Origin of the sequence: Rathayibacter sp. PhB127 (assembly GCF_003751665.1) — a bacterium.
GTDB lineage: Bacteria > Actinomycetota > Actinomycetes > Actinomycetales > Microbacteriaceae > Rathayibacter > Rathayibacter festucae.
This window is the reverse complement of the sequence record NZ_RKHW01000001.1, coordinates 1,882,386-1,907,645: the sequence shown is the minus strand read 5'-3', so window position 1 is coordinate 1,907,645 and position 25,260 is coordinate 1,882,386. Positions and strand designations below refer to the sequence as shown.

Here is a 25,260-nt window from a genome sequence, read left to right as displayed (position 1 = left end):
AGAGGATCGTCAGGTGAGCGGGGCTTCTCCGACGCGCTCCCGGGTGTCGTCCTCGCGGCCCGGAGCCCCGTCCACGGCGAGGCGGGCGAGGTCGGTCCGGTCGGTCACGAGGCCGTCGACGCCGAGCTCGAGCAGGGCGCGCATCCGCCGGGGATCGTTGATCGTCCAGAGGTGGATCTCGGCGCCGGTGATCCGCAGCCGGGCGAGGATCCGGGGTTCGGTGACCCGCAGTCCGGCCGCGCGCTCGGGGACCTGGAGGGCGTCGACGCCGCGGAGCGCCCGCCGGACGAGGGCCGGCGACCCGAGGTGCGCGCCGACGAGAGCGGCGACGAAGCGGGGGGCGGAGGCGGAGGTCGCGACCCTCGGGAGCAGCCGCACGGCAGCGCGGCGCCGCGACTCCGAGAAGGAGGTGATCAGCACGCGGTCCCGGGCACCCGCGGCCCGGATCGCCTCGACCACCGGGACGACGGCCGTCCTCGCCTTGACGTCGATGTTGAAGCGGGCGTTCGGGAGCAGGCGGAGCGCCTCGGCGAGGGGGAGCAGCCTCTCCCCGGAGGGCAGGACGAGACCGGCCAGCTCCTCCCAGCGGGTGGTCTCGATCCGATGGCGGGTGCCGCGCTCGTCCGTGACCTCCTCGTCGTGCACGAGCACCGCGACACCGTCGAGCGAGGCGCGGACGTCGGTCTCGAGGAGGTCGGCGCCCGCGGCGAGGGCGCGCTCGAAAGACTCCAGGGTGTTGCCCTCGGCGCCGGGGGCGAAGCCGCGGTGGGCGATGACGCGCGGCCGCCGTCCCGAGAGGAACGGCGGCCGCGAGGTCGTCATGGGGCAGGCGTCCTAGAAGGACGGGGCCGGGGGAGTCATGCCCGAGCCGTCCTGCTCGCGCTCCGGACGGGTCGGGGAGTTCTTGCCGAACGCCTGGCCCATGCCCTTGAGTGCCTCGGTGAGCTCGCTCGGCACGATCCAGAGCTTGTTGGCGCTGCCCTCCGCGATCTTGGGCAGCATCTGCAGGTACTCGTAGGCGAGCAGCTCGTTGTCCGGGCGGCCCTCGTGGATGGCGGAGAAGACCGTGGTGATCGCCTTCGCCTCACCCTCGGCGCGGAGGACCGCGGCCTTCGCGTCACCCTCGGCCGCGAGGATCGCCGCCTGGCGGTGTCCCTCCGCATTGAGGATCTGCGACTGCTTCGTGCCCTCGGCGGTGAGGATCACCGCGCGGCGGTCGCGCTCGGCGCGCATCTGCTTCTCCATCGAGTCCTGGATGGAGATCGGCGGGTCGATCGCCTTGAGCTCGACGCGTCCGACGCGGATGCCCCATTTGCCGGTGGCCTCGTCGAGGACGATGCGCAGCTGGCCGTTGATGTTGTCGCGGGAGGTCAGCGCCTCCTCGAGGTTCAGCCCGCCGACCACGTTGCGGAGCGTGGTGGTGGTGAGCTGCTCGACGGCGCCGAGGTAGTTGGCGATCTCGTAGGTCGCGGCCCGGGCGTCGGTCACCTGGAAGTAGACGACCGTGTCGATCGAGACGACCAGGTTGTCCTCGGTGATGACGGGCTGCGGCGGGAAGGAGACGACCTGCTCGCGCAGGTCGACGGACGGGCGGACCCGGTCGATGAAGGGGATCACCAGGTTGAGGCCCGGGAGGAGGGTGCGGTGGTACTTGCCCAGGCGCTCGACGACCCCGGCCGTGGCCTGCGGGACGATGCGGATGGCCTTGAACAGCACCACCAGGGCGAAGAGCACGATGACCGCGATGATCACCGTGGTCACGACTGCTGCGGTGTTCACGAGGAGCTCCTTTCGGCGGGGACGACGACCGCGGTCGCGCCCTCGATGGCGGTGACGACGACACGTTCGCCGAGACCGAGCGGACGGGATTCGACGAGCGGGGACAGCTTGAGCGTCCACGTCTCGCCGTTGACGAGCTTCACCTGGCCGGGGCCGGGCCCGGCGATGACGACACTGCCGGCGAGGCCGAGCAGTGCGTCGGCTCCGGTCGGCGTCGGATCGCCGCCGCGCTTGAGCAGCCGCAGCAGCGGGGGCCTGACCAGGAAGAGCAGCAGCACGGCGAGGACCGCGGCGACCGGGACCTGCACCCAGAACGGGGCGCCGACCAGGCCGGTCGCGAGGCCGCCGATGCTGCCGACCGCGAGCATCAGGAAGGTGAACTCGAGAGTGATCATCTCGACGATCACGAAGATCAGGATGAGGGCGATCCAGAGGATCCAGGCGTACTGAGTCACTGCGTCCATGCGGTGCTCCTTCCCCTTACGAGCACGGGAGTCAACGGTAGCAAGGGGGGCTGGGAGGGGAGTGGGCGGCGCGGGACCGGCGCCGGCGGCGGCGGCTTGGTAGGCTCCTGCGTCGGGCCGTGGGCCCGTCACCCGTGCCCGATCCGGCTCCTGCGCCGGCGTCCTGGAGGATCTCCTCGTGTCCAACCCCCTCGCTCCCGGCTCGCTCGACGGCAAGCGCGTCCTCGTCACCGGCTCCTCGCGCGGCATCGGCGCCGACACCGTCCGCTACTTCGCCGAGGCCGGCGCGAGCGTCGTCGTCAACTACCGCTCGAAGGCGCCGCGCGCGACGAAGCTCGTCGACCAGATCACCGCCGCGGGCGGCTCGGCCTTCGCGGTGGGCGCCGACCTCACCGACGCGGAGTCGCGGACCGCGCTGTTCGCGGAGATCGAGCAGAAGCTCGGCGGGCTCGACGTCCTCGTGCTGAACGCCTCCGGCGGCATGGAGAGCAACATGGGCGAGGACTACGCGATGGTCCTCAACCGCGACTCGCAGGTCGCCACGCTCGAGGCGGCGCTGCCGCTGCTGGGCGAGGGCTCGCGCATCGTCTTCGTCACCAGCCACCAGGCGCACTTCATCCGGACCACGCCGACCATGCCGGAGTACGAGCCGGTCGCGCTGTCCAAGCGCGCGGGCGAGGACGCCCTGCGCGAGCGGATCCCGGCGCTGACCGAGCGCGGCGTCGAGTTCGTCGTCGTCTCCGGCGACATGATCGAGGGCACCATCACCGCGACGCTGCTCGAGCGCTCGAACCCCGGTGCGATCAGCTCGCGTCGCGAATCGGCGGGCAAGCTCTACAACGTCGGCGAGTTCGCGGCCGAGGTCGCCCTCGCGGCGGTGGAGCCGATCCCCGCCGAGAACACCCGCCTCGTCGGCGACACGGCCGACTTCGCCTGACTCCGGGGCCGGAGGGGCGCGTCCGGCGTTGCAGGGCGGAGCCTCATCGGGTTCGGCACCGCCCTGCGGGACCAGGACGTCCTGATGCTGTTCGCAGCGGCGGCCGCGGCGGATTGGTCGGGATCCCCGGGTGGTCAGCGGGTCGCGGCCGTCCTCGGGTCGGTCACGAACCTGATCGCGGGGAGGCCGGCCAGCTCCGGCGACACGCAGGCGAGGACCTCGGCGAAGTGGTCGACGGACCGTCGGCGCAGGAACGACCAGCACTTCAGCGAGGCGGGGCGGCGCTCCAGCGGCAGGTGCGCGGCCTCGACGAGGATCGCGTTGGGCGAGCGGTACAGGATCCGGACCGGGACGTGGAGGCTGTGGCCGTCGAGCATCCACTCCGACACGGCCCGCAGCCGGCCGCGCTGCTGGTCCACGCCGATGGTCAGGACGCTCCGGAAGTCCTCCGAGGCGGCTCCCATGCCGATCTGGAAGTCGCCGTCGGTGCCGTCGAGGAGGAAGGCGACGTCGAGCCCGCTCCGGTGACGGACGGCGAAGGTGGTGAGCGGGCGCGCGCTCTCGGGGGTCGACGCCGGGGCGCCGGTCTCGCGGGAGCGCTGCTGCGCGACGTCCAGGTCCAATGGGGGCACTCGTTCCGTCGGTGCGCGTCATCCTCGACACGCCCTGCTGCGAGTTTAGAGGCGGGCGCCCAGCCGTGTCCTCCTCCGCACACTCCGGCCGAGGGGACCGCCGCTGCGGACGCCGGTCACTGCTTCCCGGTCAGGGTGGTCAGCAGCTCCTGGATGCTCGTCTTCTCGGCGGCCGGGTCCGGGGTGCCGGCGCGGACGGAGGAGAGGACGGGGTCGATCTGCTGGTCGACATAGGTCCAGGTCTGGCAGTTCGCGCCGCTCAGGGCGGGTTCGGCGTCGTCCCAGGCGGTCTCGAGGTCGGTGGCGCGGGCTCTCGCGCCGGCCCGGTCGCCGCTGGTGACGAGGGTGAGCGTGTCGGAGGTGATGGTCTGGAAGTTCTGCACGTCGGCAGGCGGGAAGTCCGCCTGCACCGACGCCGCCGCGTCGGCTGCGGACAGTGTTCCCGACGTGTCGCAGGCCGGGGCTGCGCCTTCGGGTGCCGGGGTGGTGTGCGGCTGGCTGTTGGTGAAGGCGAGCAATCCGACGACGGCGACGGCGAGGACCGCGAGGGCGACGAGGGAGCGGCGTTCGCGGGCGACGGGCGGGGTGTGGTGCTCGGCTGCGCCCTTGTCGACGTCGGCCTTGCTGAGGGAGAGGTACACGACCGTCGCGAGGATCGCGAGCAGGAAGACGATGCTGGTGACGAAGGTGCCGAGCCCCAGGCCCTGCTCGTCGGGGGAGAGGCCGAGCCAGTCGCCGATGTTGGCGCCGAGGGGGCGGGTGAGGATGTAGGCGATCCAGAACGCGAGGACGGGGTTCGCGCCGTAGCGCCAGAGGCCGGTGACGATGGCGATCAGGGCGAGGGGCAGGAGGATCGAGACGCCGGGGCCCCAGCCGGTGAGTTCGAGGGTCCAGTCGCCGAGGGCGGTGCCGAGCGCGAAGGTGACGAGGACGGTGAGCCAGTAGAACGCCTCGCGCGGGGTGGTGTCGATGCTGTGGATGGAGAGGGTGCGCTCCTTCGAGTACCAGACGCCGAACACGATCGCGAGCAGCACGGAGAAGACGAGGGAGCTGGCCCAGAGGGGGACGCCGAGCTGGTCGGTGAGGATGTCGGTGAGCAGGGTGCCGGTGACGCTCATGACGACGACGGTCAGCCAGTACGCGGCGGGCAGGTAGCGGCGCAGCCGCATCTGGATCGCGAGCACGACTGCGGTGACGACGATGAAGATCACGGCGGTCGTGATGAGGCCGACGCCGAGGACCATGTTGATCCAGTCGGCGAAGCTCTCACCGACCGTGGTGCAGAGGATCTTGATGATCCAGAACCAGATGGTGACCTCGGGGACCTTGCTGAGCAGCCGGTGCACCGGGAAGCGGGTCGTCGTCGTTGAAGTGTCCATGCCCGCAGAGTCGCAGCCGGGACGGGGGCGGCGGCTCGGGATGCGCCGTGCTGTGTTGTGTTTGCTCACAACGACCCGGAGCTCCCGAACGCGTTCAGGTCGATGCCCGGCGGAGGGGCTGAGTTTCTGTGCTTTCACAACGGATGCAGGGGAATCCGCCGCCGCCACAGGCCGTGCGTTCGTAGCGTGGACTCCTTCGGCGCGCTCCGCGTCGAGAGACGAGGACGACACTGATGCCGAACCGGGAACCCGCGACAGACGGTGCGATCGCCTACCGGGCGGCGCGACGCTGGCCGCTGATCTCGGCGGGCCTCGCGGTGCTGCTCACGGGACTTCTGGCCGCGCTGATCTTCTACCGGGAGCACGACAAGCCGTTCGGGTTCGACACCGCGTGGATGAACGAGGTCATCGAGCACCGGTCGACGTTCTGGCTGGTGCCGTCGCTGGTGATGAACAGCCTCGGCGGTGGGATCGTCGGCACGATCGTGATCCCGCTCGTCGTGTTCGCGGCGCTGCTGATCTGGCGGGGTCGGTGGGCGGCGACGTACTTCGCGATCGCCGTGCCGCTGAGTGGGCTGCTGGTGCAGATCCTCAAGAACGCGGTCGGTCGTCCGCGGCCGCTGGAGATCCTCGTGAACGCGGACTTCGGCTCGTTCCCCTCCGGCCACAGCGCGAACGCCGCGACGACCGCGATGGTCCTCGCGATCGTGTTCCCGCGGTGGTGGGTCCGCATCGCCGGCGCCGTGTACACGGTCGCGATGATGCTCAGCCGCACCTACCTCGGAGCGCACTGGATCTCCGACACCGTCGGCGGACTGCTCCTGGGCGCCGGAGTGGCGCTGATCGTCTGGGCGCCGCTCGCGGTCCGGCTGCACACCGAGCGCGTGTCGTCACCGCCGCCACTCCGGCGCCGCATCGCCCGACGGCGGGCCCTCAGCTGACGGCTCGTCAGGGTCGAGGCCTCACGACGTCGCCGCGGAGGATCGTCAGGAGCACGACGGCGACGATCGACCCGGATGCGATCAGGCCCGCGAGCACGACGATCTGGAAGACGCCCGCCGCCACAGGCGAGAGTCCGCCGAAGACGGCGCCGATGAACGCGCCGGGAAGGACGACGAGACCGGTGGTCCTGGTCTGGTCGGTCAGCGGGACGAGCCCGGTCCAGGCCGCCTCTCGCGCCAGGCCGATCGTCGCCTGCCGCGGCCGGGCGCCGAGAGCCAGCCAGCCCTCGACCTGATCCCAGCGGTCGGCGAGCGTCGCGGCCAGCGCTCGGCCGGTGACGGTGGCGACGGTCATCGCGCCGCCGAGGAGGATCCCGCCGACCGCGAGGACGTAGCGGCCGGTGAACGGGACGGCCCCGAGCCCGAAGACGATCCCGGCGCTCACCGCGACCCCGGCCGCCATCGCCGCGGTGACGGCGAGGACCGTGCGCCGGGTGCGTCCGAGGCGACCGGACGCCGTGAGCACCGCGGCGCCGAACATGAGTGCGAGGAACAGGAGGACCCAGCGGACGTCCGCGATGACGCCGGAGAGGATCACGGCGAGGACGGCCAGCTGGGCCGCACCGCGCAGGATCGCCAGCGAAGGCCGTGCGAACGAGGCCACTCCGAACACGAGGAGCGCGACCGTGGAGACCGCCGCGCAGATCGCGACGGCCGCGATCACGGCGAGCGGGGTCAGCTGGTCGATGGGCGTTCCTGAACGACCCAGGTGTTGCCGTCGAGGTCGGTGAAGTAGACGAACGAGTTCCACTCCCCGCCGCGCCCTTCGAGGCGGACTCCGTCCTCGAAGTGCGTCACCGGGCTGACGTCCACCCCGCGCTCGGCGAGCTCGGCACGGGCGACGTCGATGTCGTCGACGACGAGCTGCAGCCCTTCGAGGCGGTGGGAGCCGGCCTTGAGCTGGATGCTGCTGTGCGAGCCGGGCGGGGTGAGCTGCACGATGCGCATCTCGTCGCTGATCCGCACGTCGAGGTCGAGGTGGAACCCGACCTGGTCGGCGTAGAACGCTTTCGCCCGGGGGACGTCCTCGACGCTGACGGGGACGACTTCGAGATTCCACTGCACGGGACAGCCTTTCGCGAGGGTGGCGGACGAGGTGGCGGGCGTCGCTGTCCAGTGTGTCCGGCAGGACCCCCGCCGGGCAATCGGGTCAGCTGGCCGCGATCGTGCCGGTGACCAGCAGCCCGGACAGGACGAGGGCGAGGGCGACGCGGTAAGCCACGAAGACACCGAAGCCGTGACCCGCGACGTAGCGCAGCAGCCACGCGATCGACGCGTACGCGACGGCGAAGGAGACGACGGTGGCGACGAGGGTCGGGATCCAGCCGACGCTCGCGCTGACCTCGGACGCGGCGGTCGCCGCTTCGTAGGCGCCGGCGGCGGTGAGTGCGGGGATGGAGAGGTAGAACGCGAACTTCGTGGCGGTCACTCGATCGAGGCCGCGGAACAGGCCTCCGCTGATGGTCGCTCCGGACCTCGAGACGCCGGGGATCAGCGCGATGCACTGCACGAGGCCGATGACGACCGCGTCCTTCCGGGTGATCGCGCGACGGTCCTTGGTCTGGGCGCCGACGCGTTCGGCGACGAGCATCACGATGCTCCAGCCGAGCAGTGCGGCGACGACCACCCACAGATTGCGCAGGCCTCCGCTGATGAGGTCCTTCCCGAGGAACCCGATGATCCCGATCGGGATCGATCCGAGGATCACGTACCAGGCGATCCGGTAGTTCGTCCGCTTGCGCTGCGTCGGGTGCCGCAGCCCGACGAACCACGCGGTGGCGAGTTCGGCGATGTCCTTCCGGAAGTAGAGGAGCACGGCGGCGATCGCGCCGACCTGGATGATCGCGGTGAACGCGGTCGCCCCGAGGTCGTCGACCTTCAGGCCCATCAGCTTCTCGGCGATGGTGAGGTGCCCGGTGCTGGAGACCGGGAGGAACTCGGTCAGCCCCTCGATGATGCCGAGGATGATCGCCTGGAGGATGTCCATCGGGTCCGTTCCGGTCGGAGAGGAGTCGCGAGGGATCCCGCGAGCGCTTCCGAGAGTAGGGATCGTGACGGCCGTGCTCGGCCGGAATCCGGGTCGCTGTGTGCATCTTCAACGACCCCGGCGAACACCCCAGCATCCGATGCCGCACGCTCCTCGAGCATGACGGGATGACGCATCTCGCCGCCCCGCGCCGAACACCGCCCCTTCGACCTCGCGGCAGTGTTCTCGCCGGCCGCTACGTCGCCTCCACGGTGCCTGAGGCGACGGCGCTGTTCTGGATCCTGAAGGTGCTGACGACCGGGATGGGCGAGACGGCGTCGGACTTCCTCGCGACCGCGTTCGATCCGGTGATCGTGGTCGGCGTGACCGGGCTCGCGTTCCTCGCGGCCCTCGCGCTCCAGTTCGCGGTCCGCCGGTACCTCCCCTGGGTGTACTGGCTGGCGGTGCTGATGGTGAGCGTCTTCGGCACGATGGCCGCCGATGTCCTGCACGTCATCGTCGGCGTCTCGTACCTCGTCTCCACGCTCGTGTTCGCGGCGGCTCTCGCGGGGGTCTTCGTCGTGTGGTGGCGGGTGGAGCGGACGCTGTCGATCCACTCGGTCACGACGCCGCGCCGCGCCCTGTTCTACTGGCTCGCCGTCTCGGGGACGTTCGCGCTCGGTACCGCAGCGGGTGACCTGACCGCCTCGACCCTGGGATTCGGTTATCTGCCCTCGGCCGTCCTGTTCGCGGTGATCATCACAGTGCCGGCGCTCGCGCACCGGTTCGCGGGGAGGAACGCGGTCCTCGCGTTCTGGTCCGCCTACGTCGTCACCCGGCCGCTGGGTGCGTCAGTGTGCGACTGGCTCGCGGACCCCGCGAACCGCAGCGGACTAGGGCTGGGCACCGGCCCGGTCACGCTCGCAGCCCTGGCGGTGTTCCTCCTCCTGGTCGCTGTGATCGCTCTCGGCCGGAGACCGCGCGCCGGCACGTCGGCGCTCTGACGTGCGGACCGGCCGCCTCAGCCGGCAACCGGGCCGAGGTGGCGGGCGAAGAACCGGGCCGCGTCCTCGGCCGCGAAGTGCGGGACGCCGGTGTGGCCGCCGGTGTTCGCGCAGAGGGTCTTCTCGGGGGAGGCGAAGGCGTCGAAGAGAGCCAGGGCTGCTGCTCGGTCGTTTCCCTCGTCGTCCCACTGCAGGAGGACGTGGAGCGGGACGGTGACCCGCCGCGCCTCCTCCATCGTGATGCGGGGCACGTAGCTCCCGGCGAAGAGCCCGGCCGCAGCGATGCGCGGATCGAGGGCAGCGAGGCGGGTGCCGACGGCGATCACGCCGCCCGAGAATCCGACCTTCCCCGCGATCTCGGGACGACCGAGAACCTCGTCGAGTGTCGTCTGCCACTCCGGTACCGCCCGATCGACGAGGGGGAGGATCAGCCGGTCGACGACGTCCGTCCCCGGCAGGCGGCCGCTGGAGAGTGCCCGGCGGAGGTCTGCTCGAGCCTGTTCGGCGCCGGGCAGCGGGGTGCGGTCGCCGGCCCCGGGCATCTCGATCGCGACCGTGGCGAAGCCGTGGCCAGCGGCGTCGAGTGCTCGCGCGAGGAGTCGGGGACGCATGCGCCGCATCCCGAGCCCGCCGGGCTGGCCGAGGAGGATCAGCGGGACGGGCGCGGTGGCGGAGGCGGCGGGTGGCGTCCAGAGGATGCCGGAGAAGTCGGGGAGGGTGAACTCGCGCTCGAGGACACCCTCGTCGAGGGTGCGGGCGGTGAGGATGTGCATGGTCGTGCCTTTCGGGAGTGCTGCTCGGAGGCGGCGCTCCCGGACGATCTATCGCCCGACCGTGACTCCTCGGAGGAGCACCCACGTCGATCCGTTCACGGGTACCACCTCCTGCGTTCCTGCACGGAAGGCAGACGATATCAGCGCCGGGTCGAACGCGGCGAGCGGAGACCCGACGCGCGGCATCGAGGGTCTTCTTCTCGCGTCGCGGTCCCGCAGTGCTCACGCGTCGCGGCGGGCGCGGTTCTTCTGCCGCCAGTAGGTGAGCGCGATGCCGACGAGGCTGATCACGACGATGCCGACGAGGACGATGTCGATGTACTTCCCGACGAAGTCCGCGACGCCGGGGATCTGCCCGAGGAAGAAGCCGAGCAGGATGACGCCGGTGGACCAGACGGCCGCGCCGAGGGCGTTGAAGCCGACGAAGTGGGCGTAGTGCATCTTCCCGACGCCGGCCGCGACGGGCGCGAAGGTGCGCACGACCGGGACGAAGCGGGCGATGGTGACCGCCCAGCCGCCGAAGCGGTCGAAGAACGACTGGGTGCGGGCGACGCTCGAGCGGCTGAACAGACCGCTGTCCTTGCGCTCGAAGATCCGCGGTCCGGTCTCGCGGCCGATGACGAAGCCGAGCTGATCGCCCAGGAACGCGGACGCCGCGACCATCAGGATCACCAGCGCCACCGGGAGGGAGATCACCCCGGTCGCGACGAAGACACCGGTGAAGAAGAGCAGGGTGTCGCCGGGGAGGAAGAACCCGATCAGCAGGCCCGTCTCGACGAACGCGATCAGGCAGACCAGGGCGATCGCCCAGGGGCCGGCACTGTCGAGGAGGGATTGCGGGTCGATCATCGGTTCTCCTTGCGAGAGGTCGGGTGGGGCTGCGTCGCGGGGATGCGGACGTCGACACCGAGGCCGTGGGGGACGAGGTTGCGGATCGTGAGCTGTCCGCCGGCGGCCCGGCTGAGGCCGGCGACGATCGCGAGCCCGAGGCCGGCACCGCCCTCGCGGGAGCGGGCGGCGTCGGGGCGGGTGAAGCGGTCGGTCGCGACGGCGAGGAACGCATCGGGGACGCCCGGGCCGTCGTCGTCGACGGAGAGGACGATCTCCTCGGCGCGCTCGACGAGGGTCGCGGTGACGCTGCCGCCGTCGGGCGTCGCGGTGACGGCGTTCGCGAGCAGGTTGTCCAGGATCCGGCCGAAGTCGGTCGGGGAGACCGGGTAGCGGGCTGCAGCGACCGAGGCGGGGGCGACGAAGTCGATCGCGAGATCCCGGTCGCGGGCGAGCATCCGGGCGCGGTCGACGCTGTCGGCGACCTCCTCGCGCAGGGCCGCCGAGGAGGCGTCCCCGGCGACGGTGCCGGCGTCGATCCTCGACAGGATCAGCAGCCCGTCGGTCAGCGACTGGAGGCGGTCGATCGAGCGGCGCGCGTCGACGACGTCGGCGTAGAGCGCCGCCGGATCGTCGCGGACGCGCTCGGCGAGCTCGAGGCGGGTGCGCAGGGCGGCGAGCGGGGTGCGCAGCTCGTGGCTCGCATCGGCGACGAGCCGCCGCTCCCGGTCCGCGGACTCCCGCAGATCCTCGATCAGCGCGTTCAGCGTCGAGGCGAGGTCGGAGAGCTCGTCGCGGGCCGGCCCGACAGGGAGGAGCTCGGTGGAGCGGCCGTGGCGCAGCCGGTCGGCGATCGCGCGCATCCGGCCGACGGGGCGCAGCGCGAGGCCGACCAGGACCCAGGAGGTGGCGGTGAACGCGACGAACAGGATCGCCAGGGCGATCAGCAGGGTGGTGCTGACACCGCCCACCACCGCCTCGGCGGTGTCGCGGCTCTCCTCGATCAGCGCCTGCGACGCTCCCGAGCGGACGAGCTCGATCGTGGAGGCGTCGAGGATGTGATCGAGCTGCTCGCGCACGACGATCGCGACGATCCCGAAGAACAGCATCGCGACCAGCAGGCTCGACACCGTGATCCGCACGCGGATCGACAGCGACCGCCAGCTCACGGCTTCACTTCGAGGCGGTAGCCCGCACCGCGCCGGGTGACGATCTCGACCGACGCCCCGGCGGCAGCGAGCTTGCGGCGGAGGTAGCTGATGTACTGCTCCGCGATGTTGTGGTCGACGAACTCCGCGGAGCCCCAGACCTCGAGCAGGATCTCCTCCCGCGGCACGAACTCGCCGGCCCGCGCCGCGAGCGCGCGGAGCACCCCGAACTCCTTCGGGCTCAACGGCAGCACGGACCCGTCGACGGAGGCAGTGTGCGCGTAGGGGTCCACCCGGAGATCGCCGAGCACGACCGGGGCGCGGTTCGTCAGGCGCTCGCGGCGGATCATCGCCCGGAGGCGGGCGGAGAGCTCCTCGAAGTGGAACGGCTTCGCGAGGTAGTCGTCGGCGCCGGCATCGAGGCCGAAGACCCGGTCCTGCAGCGCGTCGCGGGCGGTGAGCATGATCACCGGGAGCGTGGCGCCGGTCGCGCGCAGGTGCCGGCAGATCTCGAAGCCGCTCATGCCGGGGAGCATCACGTCCAGGACGGCCGCCGCGTACTCGGTGCCGCGCGCCGCGTTCAGCGCACCGATGCCGTCGGGGAACAGGTCGACGTCGTAGCCGTCGCCGGTGATACCTCGCACGAGGAGCTCCCCCATCTCGACGTCGTCTTCCACGACCAGCACCGCGTCACGCATCAGGGCCTCCCACGGTCATCGTCGCACCGACGACGGGCGGGAATCGGCCGGATCCACGGAGATATGGACGTTCTCAGCGGCGTCCGCCGGATGTGGAGGAAGCCACGGGGCGGACCTGCGCGGGTGGTGCGGCGGGTGTGCTGCGTCCCAGGTCCTTGCCGGGGTGGATCTCGATACGCCCGCTGCGCGGGCTACTCGATCAGCATGGGAATGCGCGCGCCGGCCGGTCCGGTCAGCAGCAGGTGCAGGAGGGGCTGTTCTCGGCGGTGAGGGCGGCGACCGGCTGCTTGCAGGCGTCGCCGCGCCAGGCCTCGAGGCCCTCGCGGACGGCGAAGGCGGCGATGACGAGACCGGCGACCGGGTCGGCCCAGGTCCAGCCGAGGGTGCTGTTGAGCAGCAGGCCGACGAGGACGGCGGCGGAGAGGTAGGAGCAGAGCAGGGTCTGCTTCGAGTCGGCCACGGCGGAGGCGGAGCCGAGCTCCTGGCCGGTGCGCCGCTCGAACAGCGAGAAGGCCGGCATCACGAGCAGGCTCACTGCCGCGAGCACGATGCCGACGGGGGAGTGCTGCGCCTCGGAGAGGCCGAGCAGGGCGCGGGCGGAGTCGACGGCGACGAAGGCGGCCAGGCCGAAGAAGGACAGGGCGATCACCCGCAGCGCCGTGCGCTCGCGGGCGTGCGGATCGCGGCCGGAGAACTGCCAGGCCACGGCGGCCGCCGAGAGCACCTCGACGACGGAGTCGAGGCCGAAGCCGACGAGCGCGGCGGAGGACGCGACCGTCCCGGCGGCGAGGGCGACGATCGCCTCGACGACGTTGTAGCCGATGGTCGCCGCGACGATCCAGCGGATGCGCCGCTGCAGGACGAGGCGGCGGGCCGGGGCGAGCAGCGCGCGGAGCGGGAGGGCGCTCATGCGCAGTGGCAGCTCTCGCCGGAGCAGCAGTCCGGATCGACCACGAGGACCAGGCGCAGCAGGTCGTCGAGCGCGCCGGCCAGCCGGGTCTCCGCCAGGCGGTACCAGGTGTAGCGGCCGTCCTTGACGGCCTCGACGAGTCCGCAGCCGCGCAGGCAGGCGAGCTGGTTCGACATCACCTGCCGGGACACGCCGAGCGCGTCCGCCAGATCGGAGGGGACGGCCGGTGCCTCGCGCAGTGCGAGCAGGATCCGCGCCCGGGTCTCGTCCGCCAGAGCGGAGCCCAGGCGCGCGAGGGCGGCGGAGTGGGTCATGGTCACGGTCGCGGTGTCGGTCACGCGGCCACAGTACACGGAGCGCTGTATCGATCGCGAGGGCCGACGCGTGGCTCCCGCGCCCACGCTCGGCCGACCGCGGTGGGCGCAGGCGCGTGATGCCTGCGCCCACCGGGTCTCACTCGAAGAGGGAGAGGGTCAGCGAGCCGGAGTAGTCGCCGGCGGCGACGTCGGGCTCGGTCCTCAGGACCAGGTCCGCGGAGGCGGTCCACGCGCCCTCCTCCGCGACCGCGCCGGAGTCGAGGGCCAGGGCGAGCAGCTCCTGATCGACGAGGCCGACCGCGTCGTCCCCCTCGTCCAGCACCGTGTCGACCGGATCGCCCTCGGTGACGAGACCGGAGTCGCCGCCGTCCAGGAGGCGGGGAGTCCAGCCGAGGTGGTCGGCGCCGATCGGCTCCTGCCCGTCGGACGCGGTGAAGGCGGACGCGGAGCCGAGCACGTACCAGCCAGCTCCGGCGAGGATCTCCTCCGGGCTCCGCGTGTCGGTGACGGTCACCGTCGGCAGGGCGCCGGTGAACCGGCGGACGAGCTCGGTCGAGCCGTCCTCGGTCAGGGCGGTCGAGCCGGCGGCGACGGTCATCGCGAGCACCCCGGGCGCGGTGGGCTCGGCGATCGAGACGCCGATGTCGACGCTCCGGTCGTCGAGGACGTCGTCGGCGGTGGCCGCGGAGGCGACGGCGGTCAGCAGCAGGGCGCCTGCGGCGACGGCCGCGCAGCGGGCGGCGAGGGCGGGTCTTCTCATGGCGGGGTCTCCTCGGGTCGGGCGAGTCACTTGCAGGTGGTGGCGGAGTACGGGGCGCGCACGGTCGTGGTCGCGGGGGCGCCGTCGACCGTGGCGGTCGCGACGACCTCGACCGCTCCGGCGGGGACCGAGACCGCACGGGTGCTGAACGCGTGCGAGGTGGTCCGGCCCGGGGCGAGCGGAGCGAAGGTCCTCGTCCCAAAGGCCGAGGCGGCGGTCAGCGCGACGGGCACCGCGTCGTCGTTGCGCGCCTGGACGGTGACGACGGCCCTGCCGGCGAGGCAGCGGGTCGACGCGGTGGCCGTGACGGCGACCGCGGGAACGGCGGCCTGGGTGAGGGCGACCTGGTCGAGCGTCCAGAAGGCGCTGTTCTGGCCGGTGTAGCGGAACCGGAACTCGGCGGTGCGGGCGCCGGCCGGGACGTCGATCCGGAGCGTCTCGTTCGCGTTCGTGGTCGCGGTGTAGTTCTTCACCACGACGGGGGCGGCGCCGTCGAAGGAGACCGAGACGACGGCGCTCTGCGGTCCGTCGATGACGTAGTCGGTGGCGTAGGAGAGGGTCGCGGTGGCGCTGCCGTTCACGGGGTACGCCGGGCTGATCAGGGTGGAGTCGAACTGCCCCGCGGCGTGCGTCCTGTCGTCCCACTCGTCGGAGTCCGCGACGGCGAAGACGTCGCGGGCGCGGACGTTGGTCTCGCGCTTCTGGCCGGGCTCGACGCTCGTGAAGAACGAGTCGGTCGCGAAGGACCAGCCCGACCACTCCCGCACGCCTCCGGCGGGCATCGCCGAGTCGTCGATCCGCCAGCCCTGGGGGGCGGTGCGGGTCCAGCCGAGCAGCCCGGCCGCCGGTCGCGTCTCGTCGAGGCGCGGCTGCAGGGCGGGCCGCAGGGTGTCGAAGGCGTCGGTCGACGGCGTGCCGAGGGCGATGCCGTCGAGGGTCCAGGCGGGGTCGTTCGCGAGGCCGTTGACGGCGAGGACGGTGGGGGCGATGTCGACGATCTTCACGTCGTTCCGCGTGGAGCCCGCGGCGATGCCGGGGCCGGACGCGATGACGAAGACCTTCCGCTCGGCGAGGCTGTTCCCGCCGTGCCCGCCGGTGGGGGTGTGGCCGTGGTCCGCGGTGACCAGGATCGTCCACTGCTCGCTCGCGTAGCTCGGGCGGGCGCGGACGGCGGCGATCATCTCGCCCAGCTGGGCGTCGGCGCGGGCGAGGGCCGTGGCGTAGGCGGCCCCGTTCGTGCCGACCGAGTGGCCGGCGCCGTCGACCTCGTCGAGGTGGACGAAGGTGTTGTCGGGGTTGCCGTTCGCCAGGTAGTCGACGGCGGTGGCGGTGGTCTGCGCGTCGCCGCCGCCGGTGCGGCGGACGTCGACGGCCGAGCCGAAGATCGTCTCGGCGACGGGGGACCAGGTGGCGACGACCAGGCTCGAGCGGGAGGGGTCGGCGGCCTCGATGCGGCTGAGGTAGTCCGGGTACTGCCCGAAGCGCGGGGCGGTGAAGGCGTTGTCGACGACGCCGTGCTTGTCGGGCCAGGCGCCGGTGGCGATGGACGACCAGCCGGGCCCGGACACGGTGCCGGACATCGGCGCGGCGTAGAGGTTCGAGCTCGAGGTGAGTCCCTCGGCGCGGAGGGAGTCGAGCGCGGGCATGTCGGCCGCGTCGAGCTGGTCGAAGGAGGCGCCGTCGATGCCGACGACGAGGGTCTTCGCGGTGCGGGTGCCGGAGGGCAGGCCGTTGTAGGTGGTGCCGGCGGCGGAGGCGGACGGCGCGGCGAGCAGCAGGCCGCCGATCACCGCCGAGACGCAGACGGCGCCGAGGGCGCGGAGGGGCAGGGACATCGACGACTCCAGGAGGGGTGAGGTGGAGCGCGGAGGCGACCGCGCGCCGCCAGACTGCCCACGTCTGTACCTATCTGGAAGCCGACGGCGAGGATATGCAGACACGTTCAGCGGCTGTTCACCCCGGGCGCGGCGGGCGGGACGGGCGCGGACGAGGCCGGGTGAACGATTCCGCGACGGCGACGAGGAGCCGCCACGCGTGCGGTACCGTCGTCCCGATAGCGCCTAGGGTTCCGGGACGACACGTCGTCCGGCTGGTTCGAGCGGCGCCACGGATCTCCGCCATCGGAGTCCGTCATCTCAAGGGACAGAAGCCTGGAGGACCGCTGCGGCGCGCGTCGGCGCGCGCGGAAAGGTCCGAACATGTCTGCCTTCGTCCTCGCGCTCGTGCTGACCGCGGCGCTCTGCCACGCGGCGTGGAACGTCGTCGCGCACCGGGTCAGCGGCATCGGGCTGCCCTTCCTCTGGTGGGGGGCGGTCGCGAGCACGCTGGTCTGGGGGCCGCTCGTCCCCTTCACGGGAGGGCTCGGCACGGGCGACGACCTGCCGCGCGGGCTGCTGCTCGGCGCGGGCGTCTCGGGACTCCTGCACGTCGGCTACATGGTCGTGCTGCAGGCGGGCTACGCCCGGGGCCGGCTGTCGACGGTCTACGCGACCGCCCGGGGGACGGGCCCCGCGCTCAGCGCCGGGCTGGCGGTGCTGCTGCTCGGGGAGCGGATCTCGCCGGTGGCGGTGCTCGGCGTCGCCGTCGTGGTGACCGGGGTGATCGCCACCGGGCTGATCGACCGGCCGACCACGCAGGCCCCCTCGGGGCGCCGCCTCGTCGATCCGGGCATCCTCTTCGGTGTCCTCACCGGCGTCGCGATCGCGGTGTACACGATCTGGGACGCGCACGCCCTCCGGACCTGGGGGCTGTCGCCGGTGGCGTTCATGGTCGGCTGCACGATGGTCGAGATCGTGGTCTACCTCGTGCCCCTGCGCCGGCGGCGGGCGGAGCTGCTGCCCGTCCTCCGGCAGCACTGGCCGCGGGTGCTGGCGTTCGGGGTGCTCTCGCCGCTCTCCTACATCCTGGTGCTGCAGGCGGTGACGCTCGCGCCGGTCGCCCTGGTCGCGCCGATGCGCGAGATGAGCGTGGTCCTGGTGTCGCTCTTCGGCGCGCTGGTGCTCCGCGAGGGCTCGGCGGTGCGGCGGATCGCGGCCTCGCTGGTGGTGGCCGGCGGGATCGTGCTGCTCTCGGTCTGAGGGCGCGGAGCGGAGGCCGGGGCGCGGACCAGGGTCCGACGGCGCGGATCAGAGCCCGACGGGGCGGATGAAGTGGGCGCCGTCGCGGCGCCGTCCGGTCGCCGAGACCGTGAAGCGGACGATGTCGCTGCGGTAGCGGTCGTCCGAGGCCTCGAAGGTCCGGCCGTCGGCGTCGCGGGTGATGCGGTGCAGGCGGAGCACGGGGGAGCCGGGTGCGAGCTCGAGCAGCTGCGCGTCGGTCTCGTCCGCGGCCACGGCGTCGATCTCGTGGTCGACCTCGGACGACTTCCAGCCGCGCGAGTCGAGGAACTCGGTGATCGAGACCGTGTCGAGGTCGACGTCGAAGAGGTTGCGGCCGGCCGGCTCGATGAACGTCAGCCGCTCGAGCATCGTCGGCCGGTCGTCCAGCGAGCGCAGCCGGAGGACGTCGACGACGAGCTCGCCCGGCTCGATGCCGAGCAGGGCGGCCTGGTCGGCGTCCGAGCGCCGGAGCGAGACCTGCTGGGTGAGCGCCCCGGGGCGCGCGCCCATCGTCCGCGCCCAGCGGGTGAAGGGGATCGAGACGTCGACGGCCTGCTGGGCCTTGCGCTCGATGACCCGGCTCGGGCGCCCGCGGGTGGTCTCGATCAGTCCCTCGCTGCGCAGTGCCGCCAGGGCGTTGCGGATCGGGCCGCGCGACGTCTTCCACTTCGCGGCGAGCTCGCCCTCGGTCGGGACCTCGTCGCCCGGAGCCAGCAGGCCGCTCGCGATCGACTGACGCAGGTCGTCGGCGATCGCCTTGTACATCACATCAGCCACGTAGGCACCTTACTGGGCGGAGGGTTCCTTTCTGAGCGGCGCGGCACCGGGCTCGCCGGTGAATCGCGTCCCGCGCGCGGCAGTCGCAGGAGATGGGTGAACACGTCGTGAACAGTGGCGAGATAGGTACATACGTAGGCACCCGGTGCGGCAGAGTTCCAGTCGTCCCCCTCGACGCCCTCCGCCCGAAAGGCCATCATGCAGACCCGTGCCCGCCTGACCCCCTTCTCCCGATCGGCCCTCACCGCGCTGGCCGCCGCCGGCGCCCTCGCGCTCCTGGCCGGCTGCTCCGGCACCGCGTCGGCCGGCTCGACCGCCGCCGGCGACGCCGAGGGCGGCTTCGCCGTCGACTCGAGCACCCTCGTCTTCGGCGTCGTCCCCGACTCCGTCGACACCGAGACCAACTACCAGCCGCTGATGGACTACATCGCGCAGGAGACCGGCAAGACCGTCGAGTACCACGAGTCGACCGACTACGCGGCGCTGATCGAGGCGGCCATCGCCGGGCAGATCGACGTCGCCAGCTTCTCCGGCTTCACCTACGTCACCGCCACGAACAACGGCGCCGAGCTCACCCCGATCTCCTCGATCGTGACCTCCGAGGGGCAGGAGCCCGGCTACTACTCCGAGGCCATCGTGCCCAACGGCAGCGACATCGCCTCGATCGCCGACATGAAGGGCAAGAAGGTCTGCTTCGTCGACCCGTCCTCCACCTCCGGCTACCTCTTCCCGAGCTACAACCTGATCGAGGCGGGCCTGGACCCCGAGACCGACATCACGCCGGTGTTCGCCGGCAAGCACGACGTGTCGGTGCAGAAGGTCGGCGAGAACGTCGAGTGCGAGGCCGGCTTCGCGGAGGACAGCGAGGTCGAGAAGTCCGACGCCGTCACCGTGATCGAGCGGACCATGGTCCCCGGCGCGCCGATCGTCGAGTCGGACGCCCTCCCGGACGACCTGAAGCAGCAGCTGAAGGACATCCTCTCCGACGTCACCATCGACGACATCATCGCCGCGGGCGTCGAGTCGGCCGACAGCGACGGCTTCCGCAGCGTCTTCTACGAGACGAAGCCGGTCGACGACGCGTACTACGACCAGATCCGCGAGATCTGCGAGGCGACCGACGCCACGCAGTGCCAGGCCTGACCCGGCGCCCCGCCGTCGAGCGCTGAACCGACCGACCCGACCTGGAGACTCCGATGACGACTTCCTCCCCTCCCGCGGCCGACGCCGTGGTCGAGATCACCGACCTCACCAAGCGCTTCGGCGCGACGACCGCGCTCGACGCGGTGTCGCTCACCGTGCGCCGCGGGGAGATCGTCGTCCTGCTCGGGCTCTCCGGGTCGGGCAAGTCCACCCTGCTGCGCCACGTCGACGCCCTCGAGGCGCCGACGAGCGGCGCGGTCCGCGTGCTCGGCGAGGACGTGCCGGCGCTGCGGGGCGGTCGGCTGCGCACGCTCCGCGGGAAGGTGGGCTTCATCTTCCAGCAGTTCGAGCTCGTGCCGTCGCTGACGGTGCTCGAGAACGTGCTGACCGGGGCGCTCGCGGAGCTGCGTGGCCCCAGGCTGGGCCTCTGGAGCTACCCGAAGGCGAAGAAGCTGCGCGCGCTGCAGCACCTCGAGCGGGTCGGCCTGCTCGAGCGCGCCTACCAGCGCGCGGACACCCTCTCGGGCGGGCAGCAGCAGCGCGTCGCGATCGCACGCGCCCTGATGCAGAACCCCTCGATCCTGCTGGCGGACGAGCCCGTCGCCTCCCTCGACCCCGAGTCGAGCGACCAGGTCATGGGCCTGATCCGCGAGATCGCCGCGGAGGAGGGGCTCACCGTGCTCTGCAGCCTGCACCAGGTGGACCTCGCCATCTCCTGGGCCGACCGCATCGTCGGCCTCCGGCACGGCGCGGTCGTCCTCGACACTCCCGCGGCGGGGCTGTCCAAGGCCGAGGTCATGGAGATCTACGGCCGCGTGGCCACCACGACCTCGGAGCTCGAGGCCGTGCAGAACGAGCTGCTCACGCCGGAGCGCACCCGATGACGGCCGTCCTGCCGCCGCGCACCGCACGCCGCCCGGACCCGGCCGTCGCCGCGCGGGCTCCGCGACCGCGGCGCTCCCCGGAGCGGATCGCCGCGGTCCTGACGCTGGTCGCCCTCGCGGGGCTCGCCGTCGCCGCCCTGGTCGAGGTCGACATCTCGGTGCCGCGGATGCTGCAGTCGCTCTCGAACGCCGAGCGCTTCCTCGGCCGGGTCGGCGCGATCAGCTTCCCCGAGCCGGCCGAGCTGCTCGCCCTCACCGCGCAGACCCTCGGGCTGGTGCTCACGGGCACGCTGCTCGCCGCGGTGCTGTCGGTGCCGCTGGCGTACCTCGCGGCGGCCAACACCACGCCCGGCCACGCGGCCCGGGCGGTCGCGCGCTTCCTCGGCGTGCTGGCCCGCGCGATCCCGGACGTCGTCCTCGCGATGGTCTTCGTGCTGATGTTCTCGCTCGGCTCGCTGCCCGGCATCCTCGCGATCGGCCTGCACTCCGTCGGCATGATCTCGAAGCTGTTCGCCGACGCGATCGAGCAGATCGACGAGGGACCGCGCCTCGCGATCCGCGCCGCCGGCGGCACGAGGCTGCAGGAGTTCACCTCGGGCGTGCTGCCCCAGGTGCTGCCGTCCTGGGTCGCGACGGTGCTGCACCGCAACGACATCAACCTGCGCGGCTCGGTGATCCTCGGCTACGTCGGCGTCGCGGGCCTCGGGCTCGAGATGTCCTACGCCTTCAAGTCGCTGCAGTACGGGCGGGGCATCGGCATCGCGCTGGTGATCTTCGCGCTCTGCGTGGCGATGGAGATCGTCTCGAGCTCGGTGCGCGCGGCGATGCTCGGCCGCGGCGCGTCCGGGGCCGGCGCGCCGGGCTCCGGGCCGGTCGGCGCGCTTGCGCGCCGGTTCCGCGGCGACCGCGCGAGCGGCACCGCGGGGCGACCGGTCACCACGATGCCGCGGTCGACCCCGGAGTCGGCCCTGCGCCGGCCGTGGACGCCGACGCGCCTGCGCAACGCCCTCGCCGGCGTCGTCACGGCCCTCGTGATCGTCGCGGGCGTCGTCGTCAGCGACATCACCTGGAGCGACGCGCTCACCTTCTGGGGCCGCGTCCCCGCCGTCGCGGCGCAGTTCTGGCCGCCGTCGTTCGGCAGCTACGACGCCGGCACGATGGTCGAGGCCATGCGCGAGACCATCGCCATCGCTCTCGCGGCGGCGCTGCTCACCGTCGTCGCGTCGGTGCTGATCGGCTCGCTCGCCGCCCGCAACGTCGCCCCGACCCGCGGCGCCCGCAGCGGCTTCCGGCTGCTGCTGGTCGCGGTCCGCGGCGTGCCCGAGCTGATCCTCGCCATCCTGCTGATCGTCGTCTCGGGGCTCGGCACCCAGGCCGGCACGATCGCCCTCGCGGTCGGCGGGGTCGGGCTGCTCGGCAAGCTGATCGCCGACTCGCTGGAGGAGGTCGACTCCGGACCGGAGCGCGCCCTCGTCGCGACCGGCGCCACCCGGCTGCAGGTCTACGCCGGCGCGACGCTGCCCCAGGGGGCGCGCGCGATGCTCGGCCACACCTTCTACCTGCTCGACACCAACATCCGCGCGGCGACCCTGCTGGGCATCGTCGGCGGCGGCGGGATCGGCTACTACCTGCTGAACGCCGCGCAGGGCTCGAACTACGCGACGGTGACCGCGATCGTGCTGATGATCCTGGTGACCGTGCTCGTCGTCGAGGGACTCGCGATGTGGCTGCGGAAGGTGCTCCGATGAGCGCCCGGTACGACGTCGCCGTCATCGGCTCCGGGATCGTCGGTCTCGGCGCCGCCTATGCCGCCGTCCGCCGGGGGCTTCGCGTCGTGGTGCTCGACCGGACCGCCGCGCCGATGGGCTCGACCGTCCGTAACTTCGGCCACCTCTGCTTCACCCCGCAGGCGGGCGAGGCGCTGCGCTACGGCCTCGCGGCCCGGGAGGCGTGGCTGCGGCTCTCGCGGGACGCCGGCTTCGCGCTCGGCCGCCGCGGCACGCACATCGTCGCGCGCCACGCCGACGAGCTCGCCCTGCTCGAGTCGGCGGCCGCGCAGGCGCCGTTCGGCTTCGGCGACGGCCCCGAGATCGAGCTGCTCGACGCGCCGCAGACCGCGGCGGTGACCCCGGTCGACCCCGCGGTCGTCGTTGGGGGAGCGGTGCTGCCCTACGACCTGCAGGCCGATCCGCGCACGGCCGCGGCCGCGATCGTCCGGCACCTCGCCGAGCTCGGCGTCGAGTTCCGGATGCGCACGGCCGTCGGGCGGGTCGCCGAGGGCGTCGTGGAGACCAGCAGGGGCGCGATCCTCGCCGACACGGTCGTCGTCGCGGTCAACCACGACCTCGATCAGCTCCTCCCCGAGCTCGCCGAGGCGCACGACGTCGTCCGCTGCTCGCTCGACATGCTCCGCGTGGAGCTGCCGCTGCGCGCTCCGCTGGCCGCGCCGCTGCTGACGGGCTGGTCGCTCGTGCGCTACAGCGGCTTCGCGCGGCTGCCTGAGGCCGCCGCGGTGCGGGCCCGCCTGCACGCCGAGCGGCCGGACCTCGCGGCGATCGACCTCAACCAGATGTACACGCAGCTGCCCGACGGGAGCGTCGTCGTCGGCGACTCCCACCACCGCTCGATCACGCCGGAGCCGTTCCAGTCCGAGGCGACCGCGGAGCTCCTCCTCGAGGAGACCGCCCGCCTGTTCGGGGCGGCGCCGCGGGTGCTGGAGCGCTGGCAGGGCGTCTACGCCAGCGGGCGCGACGAGTTCCTCGTCGCCGAGCCGATCCCGGGCGTCCTCGTGCGCACCGTCACCACGGGCATCGGCATGACCACCGGGCTCGGTCTCGCCGAGACCACCCTCGCGGACCGCTTCGACAGCACCGCATCCCTCCTCGTCTCCTCGGAAGGCCGCTGATGACCAGCACGATCCCCGCTCCCGCTCCCCTCGGCACCGCCGGTCCCGGCCCGGCCCTCGCCGGCATCGAGCTCGTCGTGCTCGACATGGCGGGCACCACCGTCACCGACGACGGGGTCGTCGAGCAGGCGTTCCAGCGCGCGGCCGAGCGCACCGGCGTCGCCGACCGCCTGCCGTGGGCCGAGGCGCTCGACTACGTGCGCGAGACGATGGGGCAGTCGAAGATCGACGTGTTCACGCACCTCGCCGGGGGCGACGTCGCCGCCGCGGAGCGGGCGACCGCCGCGTTCGAGGACGCCTACGCCGAGCTGATCCTCGAGGGCGCCGCCGCGCCGATCCCCGGTGCCGAGGAGCTGCTGCGCGAGCTGCGCGCCGCGGGGGTCGGCGTGGCGCTGACCACCGGCTTCGCTCCCGTCACCCGCGACGCGATCCTCGACGCGCTCGGCTGGCGCGACCTCGTCGGGATCGCCCTCTCGCCGGCCGACGCCGGCCGGGGCCGCCCCGCGCCCGACCTCGTCCTGACCGCCGCTCTGCGCGCGCGGGTCAGTGCGATGAGCGCCGTCGCGGTGGTCGGCGACACGGCCAGCGACGTCCTCTCGGGACTGCGCGCGGGTGCCGGACTCGTGGTGGGCGTGCTGAGCGGAGCCCACGACCGCGACCGTCTGAGCGCGGCCGGCGCGCACGCCGTGATCGAGGACGTCACCGCGCTGCGCACGCTCTCGCTGCGATGAGGACGGCGAGCGCTCCGCCGCGCATCGATCCGGAGTCGCGGCGCGTCGAGCTGCGGCCCTCTGCCACCGCGATGGTCTGGCTGGCGCCCGACCGCCCGCACGAGGCCGTCGCGTTCGTCACGGTCCGGCTCGCGCCCGGCGACGTGCTGGTCGAGATCGAGCTGGCGACGATCTGCGGCTCGGACGTGCACACCGTGCACGGCGACCGGAGCGCTCCCGCACCGCTCGTCCTCGGGCACGAGCAGCTCGGTCGCGTCGTCGAGCTCGGCACCGGCGGGCCCCGCGCGCTCGATGGCTCGCTCCTCGCCGTCGGCGACCGCGTGCTGTGGTCGATCGCCGCGAGCTGCGGCTCCTGCGACCGCTGCGCGGGCGGGCTGCCGCAGAAGTGCCGGTCGCTGCGCAAGTACGGCCACGAGCGGATGAGCGACGCCTGGGCGCTGTCCGGCGGCTTCGCGACCCATGCGCACGTCGTCGCGGGCACGCCGATCATCCGGCTGCCCGAGGACGTGCCGGCCGCCGTCCTGGCGCCCGCGTCCTGCGGGACCGCCACCGCCTGGGCCGCGCTCTCCGCCGCCGAGGCCGTCCGTCCGCTCGCCGGGGCCGACGTGCTGATCAGCGGCGCGGGCCTGATCGGGCTCACCGCGGCGGCGATGGCGACGGACCGCGGGGCGGTCGTCACCCTCGTCGAGCCGGATCCCGCTCGCCGGGCGCTCGCCGAGCGCTTCGGCGCCCGAGCGCGGCGACCGGAGGAGGAGGGCGGCGAGTTCGACGTGGTCCTCGAGGCGTCCGGCGCGCGGGCGGCCGTCGGCTCGGCGCTCGCCCGTGCCGCGGTCGGCGGCGTGGTCGTCCTGGTCGGCAGCGTCTTCCCGACCGAGCCGGTGCCGCTGGATCCGGAGCGCGTGGTGCGCGGGCTGCTGACCGTGCGGGGCGTGCACAACTACACGCCCGAGCACCTCGCCGAGGCCTCGGCGTACCTCGTCGACCGCTGGCAGGCGTGGCCGTTCGCCGGCCTGGTCGGCGAGACGGTGGCGCTGGCGGATCTCGACGAGGGGATCCGGCGCGCCTCGGGCGGCGCGGTCCGCGTGGGCGTCTCGCCGCTCGCGCAGTACTGACGCCGCCCGCCCCC

The 25,260-nt window shown here is 72.7% G+C and carries 27 protein-coding genes; 10 read left to right on the top strand and 17 right to left on the bottom strand.

Features of this window, described 5'->3' with window-relative positions:
• Window positions 1-9 precede the first annotated feature (9 nt).
• Genes EDF22_RS09185 through EDF22_RS09175 form a run of 3 tightly spaced genes read right to left on the bottom strand, consistent with a single transcriptional unit; the run spans window position 10 to window position 2,243 of the window.
• Window positions 10-822 carry a glycerophosphodiester phosphodiesterase family protein gene (locus tag EDF22_RS09185; protein ID WP_123704201.1) on the bottom strand — a complete coding sequence of 271 codons (813 nt, stop codon included), beginning with the start codon at window positions 820-822 and terminating at the stop codon, window positions 10-12.
• A gap of 12 nt (window positions 823-834) precedes the next feature.
• On the bottom strand, window positions 835-1,752 hold the full coding sequence (locus EDF22_RS09180; protein ID WP_372487865.1) for an SPFH domain-containing protein: 918 nt from the start codon (window positions 1,750-1,752) through the stop codon (window positions 835-837).
• Between the two features lie 23 nt (window positions 1,753-1,775).
• On the bottom strand, window positions 1,776-2,243 hold the full coding sequence (locus EDF22_RS09175) for an NfeD family protein (RefSeq protein ID WP_123704197.1): 468 nt from the start codon (window positions 2,241-2,243) through the stop codon (window positions 1,776-1,778).
• A gap of 178 nt (window positions 2,244-2,421) precedes the next feature.
• On the opposite strand from EDF22_RS09175, the gene EDF22_RS09170 reads away from it, so the two are divergent.
• Window positions 2,422-3,180, top strand: a complete 759-nt coding sequence (locus EDF22_RS09170; RefSeq protein ID WP_123704195.1) for an SDR family oxidoreductase — start codon at window positions 2,422-2,424, stop codon at window positions 3,178-3,180.
• A 134-nt stretch (window positions 3,181-3,314) separates the two neighbouring features.
• On the opposite strand, the gene EDF22_RS09165 is transcribed toward EDF22_RS09170, so the two are convergent.
• Window positions 3,315-3,803 carry a hypothetical protein gene (locus tag EDF22_RS09165; protein ID WP_123704193.1) on the bottom strand — a complete coding sequence of 163 codons (489 nt, stop codon included), beginning with the start codon at window positions 3,801-3,803 and terminating at the stop codon, window positions 3,315-3,317.
• A 125-nt stretch (window positions 3,804-3,928) separates the two neighbouring features.
• Window positions 3,929-5,191 (bottom strand): hypothetical protein, encoded by a 1,263-nt coding sequence (locus EDF22_RS09160; RefSeq protein WP_123704191.1) that lies wholly within the window; start codon window positions 5,189-5,191, stop codon window positions 3,929-3,931.
• A 233-nt stretch (window positions 5,192-5,424) separates the two neighbouring features.
• Here EDF22_RS09160 and EDF22_RS09155 point away from each other — a divergent pair, with 233 nt between their 5' ends.
• Entirely contained in the window at window positions 5,425-6,132 is a 708-nt protein-coding gene (locus EDF22_RS09155; protein ID WP_123704189.1) for a phosphatase PAP2 family protein, read from the top strand.
• A 7-nt stretch (window positions 6,133-6,139) separates the two neighbouring features.
• On the opposite strand, the gene EDF22_RS09150 is transcribed toward EDF22_RS09155, so the two are convergent.
• The 3 genes from EDF22_RS09150 to EDF22_RS09140 form a co-directional block, all read right to left on the bottom strand.
• Entirely contained in the window at window positions 6,140-6,856 is a 717-nt protein-coding gene (locus tag EDF22_RS09150; protein ID WP_260303367.1) for an ABC transporter permease, read from the bottom strand.
• An 11-nt stretch (window positions 6,857-6,867) separates the two neighbouring features.
• Window positions 6,868-7,257, bottom strand: a complete 390-nt coding sequence (locus EDF22_RS09145; RefSeq protein ID WP_123704187.1) for a VOC family protein — start codon at window positions 7,255-7,257, stop codon at window positions 6,868-6,870.
• An 85-nt stretch (window positions 7,258-7,342) separates the two neighbouring features.
• Window positions 7,343-8,179 carry an undecaprenyl-diphosphate phosphatase gene (locus EDF22_RS09140; protein WP_123704184.1) on the bottom strand — a complete coding sequence of 279 codons (837 nt, stop codon included), beginning with the start codon at window positions 8,177-8,179 and terminating at the stop codon, window positions 7,343-7,345.
• A 167-nt stretch (window positions 8,180-8,346) separates the two neighbouring features.
• Here EDF22_RS09140 and EDF22_RS09135 point away from each other — a divergent pair, with 167 nt between their 5' ends.
• Window positions 8,347-9,162 (top strand): hypothetical protein, encoded by an 816-nt coding sequence (locus tag EDF22_RS09135; protein WP_123704182.1) that lies wholly within the window; start codon window positions 8,347-8,349, stop codon window positions 9,160-9,162.
• A 17-nt stretch (window positions 9,163-9,179) separates the two neighbouring features.
• Here EDF22_RS09135 and EDF22_RS09130 read toward each other — a convergent pair whose 3' ends face one another.
• The 8 genes from EDF22_RS09130 to EDF22_RS09090 all read right to left on the bottom strand — a co-directional run bounded on the left by EDF22_RS09130 (window position 9,180) and on the right by EDF22_RS09090 (window position 16,431).
• On the bottom strand, window positions 9,180-9,935 hold the full coding sequence (locus EDF22_RS09130) for an alpha/beta hydrolase (protein ID WP_123704180.1): 756 nt from the start codon (window positions 9,933-9,935) through the stop codon (window positions 9,180-9,182).
• 222 nt (window positions 9,936-10,157) lie between these two features.
• Complete coding sequence (locus tag EDF22_RS09120; protein ID WP_123704176.1) at window positions 10,158-10,784, bottom strand: DedA family protein; 627 nt, start codon at window positions 10,782-10,784, stop codon at window positions 10,158-10,160.
• Window positions 10,781-11,932 (bottom strand): cell wall metabolism sensor histidine kinase WalK, encoded by a 1,152-nt coding sequence (locus EDF22_RS09115; RefSeq protein ID WP_123704174.1) that lies wholly within the window; start codon window positions 11,930-11,932, stop codon window positions 10,781-10,783. Before EDF22_RS09115 ends, EDF22_RS09120 begins: the two co-directional genes overlap by 4 nt.
• Complete coding sequence (locus EDF22_RS09110) at window positions 11,929-12,609, bottom strand: response regulator transcription factor (RefSeq protein WP_123704172.1); 681 nt, start codon at window positions 12,607-12,609, stop codon at window positions 11,929-11,931. The genes EDF22_RS09115 and EDF22_RS09110 overlap by 4 nt, the downstream gene beginning before the upstream one ends.
• A 232-nt stretch (window positions 12,610-12,841) precedes the next feature.
• Complete coding sequence (locus EDF22_RS09105) at window positions 12,842-13,519, bottom strand: cation diffusion facilitator family transporter (RefSeq protein WP_123704170.1); 678 nt, start codon at window positions 13,517-13,519, stop codon at window positions 12,842-12,844.
• A complete protein-coding gene (locus tag EDF22_RS09100) occupies window positions 13,516-13,833 on the bottom strand; it encodes a helix-turn-helix transcriptional regulator (RefSeq protein ID WP_123704857.1) in 318 nt (105 codons plus the stop codon). Before EDF22_RS09100 ends, EDF22_RS09105 begins: the two co-directional genes overlap by 4 nt.
• Before the next feature lie 139 nt (window positions 13,834-13,972).
• On the bottom strand, window positions 13,973-14,596 hold the full coding sequence (locus tag EDF22_RS09095; RefSeq protein WP_123704168.1) for a hypothetical protein: 624 nt from the start codon (window positions 14,594-14,596) through the stop codon (window positions 13,973-13,975).
• A gap of 26 nt (window positions 14,597-14,622) precedes the next feature.
• Window positions 14,623-16,431 carry an alkaline phosphatase family protein gene (locus EDF22_RS09090; RefSeq protein ID WP_123704166.1) on the bottom strand — a complete coding sequence of 603 codons (1,809 nt, stop codon included), beginning with the start codon at window positions 16,429-16,431 and terminating at the stop codon, window positions 14,623-14,625.
• Between the two features lie 363 nt (window positions 16,432-16,794).
• Between EDF22_RS09090 and EDF22_RS09085 the strand changes: the two genes are divergently transcribed.
• Complete coding sequence (locus EDF22_RS09085) at window positions 16,795-17,673, top strand: EamA family transporter (RefSeq protein ID WP_123704164.1); 879 nt, start codon at window positions 16,795-16,797, stop codon at window positions 17,671-17,673.
• 48 nt (window positions 17,674-17,721) lie between these two features.
• Here EDF22_RS09085 and EDF22_RS09080 read toward each other — a convergent pair whose 3' ends face one another.
• Complete coding sequence (locus tag EDF22_RS09080) at window positions 17,722-18,471, bottom strand: GntR family transcriptional regulator (protein ID WP_260303365.1); 750 nt, start codon at window positions 18,469-18,471, stop codon at window positions 17,722-17,724.
• A 198-nt stretch (window positions 18,472-18,669) separates the two neighbouring features.
• Between EDF22_RS09080 and EDF22_RS09075 the strand changes: the two genes are divergently transcribed.
• Genes EDF22_RS09075 through EDF22_RS09050 form a run of 6 tightly spaced genes read left to right on the top strand, consistent with a single transcriptional unit; the run spans window position 18,670 to window position 25,246 of the window.
• The gene (locus tag EDF22_RS09075; RefSeq protein ID WP_123704162.1) at window positions 18,670-19,614 is read left to right on the top strand and encodes a phosphate/phosphite/phosphonate ABC transporter substrate-binding protein; all 945 of its coding nucleotides are present in this window, start codon (window positions 18,670-18,672) and stop codon (window positions 19,612-19,614) included.
• Between the two features lie 53 nt (window positions 19,615-19,667).
• Entirely contained in the window at window positions 19,668-20,498 is an 831-nt protein-coding gene (gene phnC / locus EDF22_RS09070; RefSeq protein WP_123704160.1) for a phosphonate ABC transporter ATP-binding protein, read from the top strand.
• On the top strand, window positions 20,495-22,246 hold the full coding sequence (locus EDF22_RS09065) for an ABC transporter permease (protein ID WP_123704158.1): 1,752 nt from the start codon (window positions 20,495-20,497) through the stop codon (window positions 22,244-22,246). The genes phnC and EDF22_RS09065 overlap by 4 nt, the downstream gene beginning before the upstream one ends.
• Window positions 22,243-23,403 (top strand): TIGR03364 family FAD-dependent oxidoreductase, encoded by a 1,161-nt coding sequence (locus tag EDF22_RS09060; RefSeq protein WP_123704156.1) that lies wholly within the window; start codon window positions 22,243-22,245, stop codon window positions 23,401-23,403. Before EDF22_RS09065 ends, EDF22_RS09060 begins: the two co-directional genes overlap by 4 nt.
• A complete protein-coding gene (locus EDF22_RS09055) occupies window positions 23,403-24,134 on the top strand; it encodes an HAD-IA family hydrolase (RefSeq protein ID WP_123704154.1) in 732 nt (243 codons plus the stop codon). Before EDF22_RS09060 ends, EDF22_RS09055 begins: the two co-directional genes overlap by 1 nt.
• Window positions 24,131-25,246 carry a zinc-binding dehydrogenase gene (locus EDF22_RS09050; RefSeq protein ID WP_123704152.1) on the top strand — a complete coding sequence of 372 codons (1,116 nt, stop codon included), beginning with the start codon at window positions 24,131-24,133 and terminating at the stop codon, window positions 25,244-25,246. The genes EDF22_RS09055 and EDF22_RS09050 overlap by 4 nt, the downstream gene beginning before the upstream one ends.
• The last annotated feature ends 14 nt before the right edge of the window (window positions 25,247-25,260 follow it).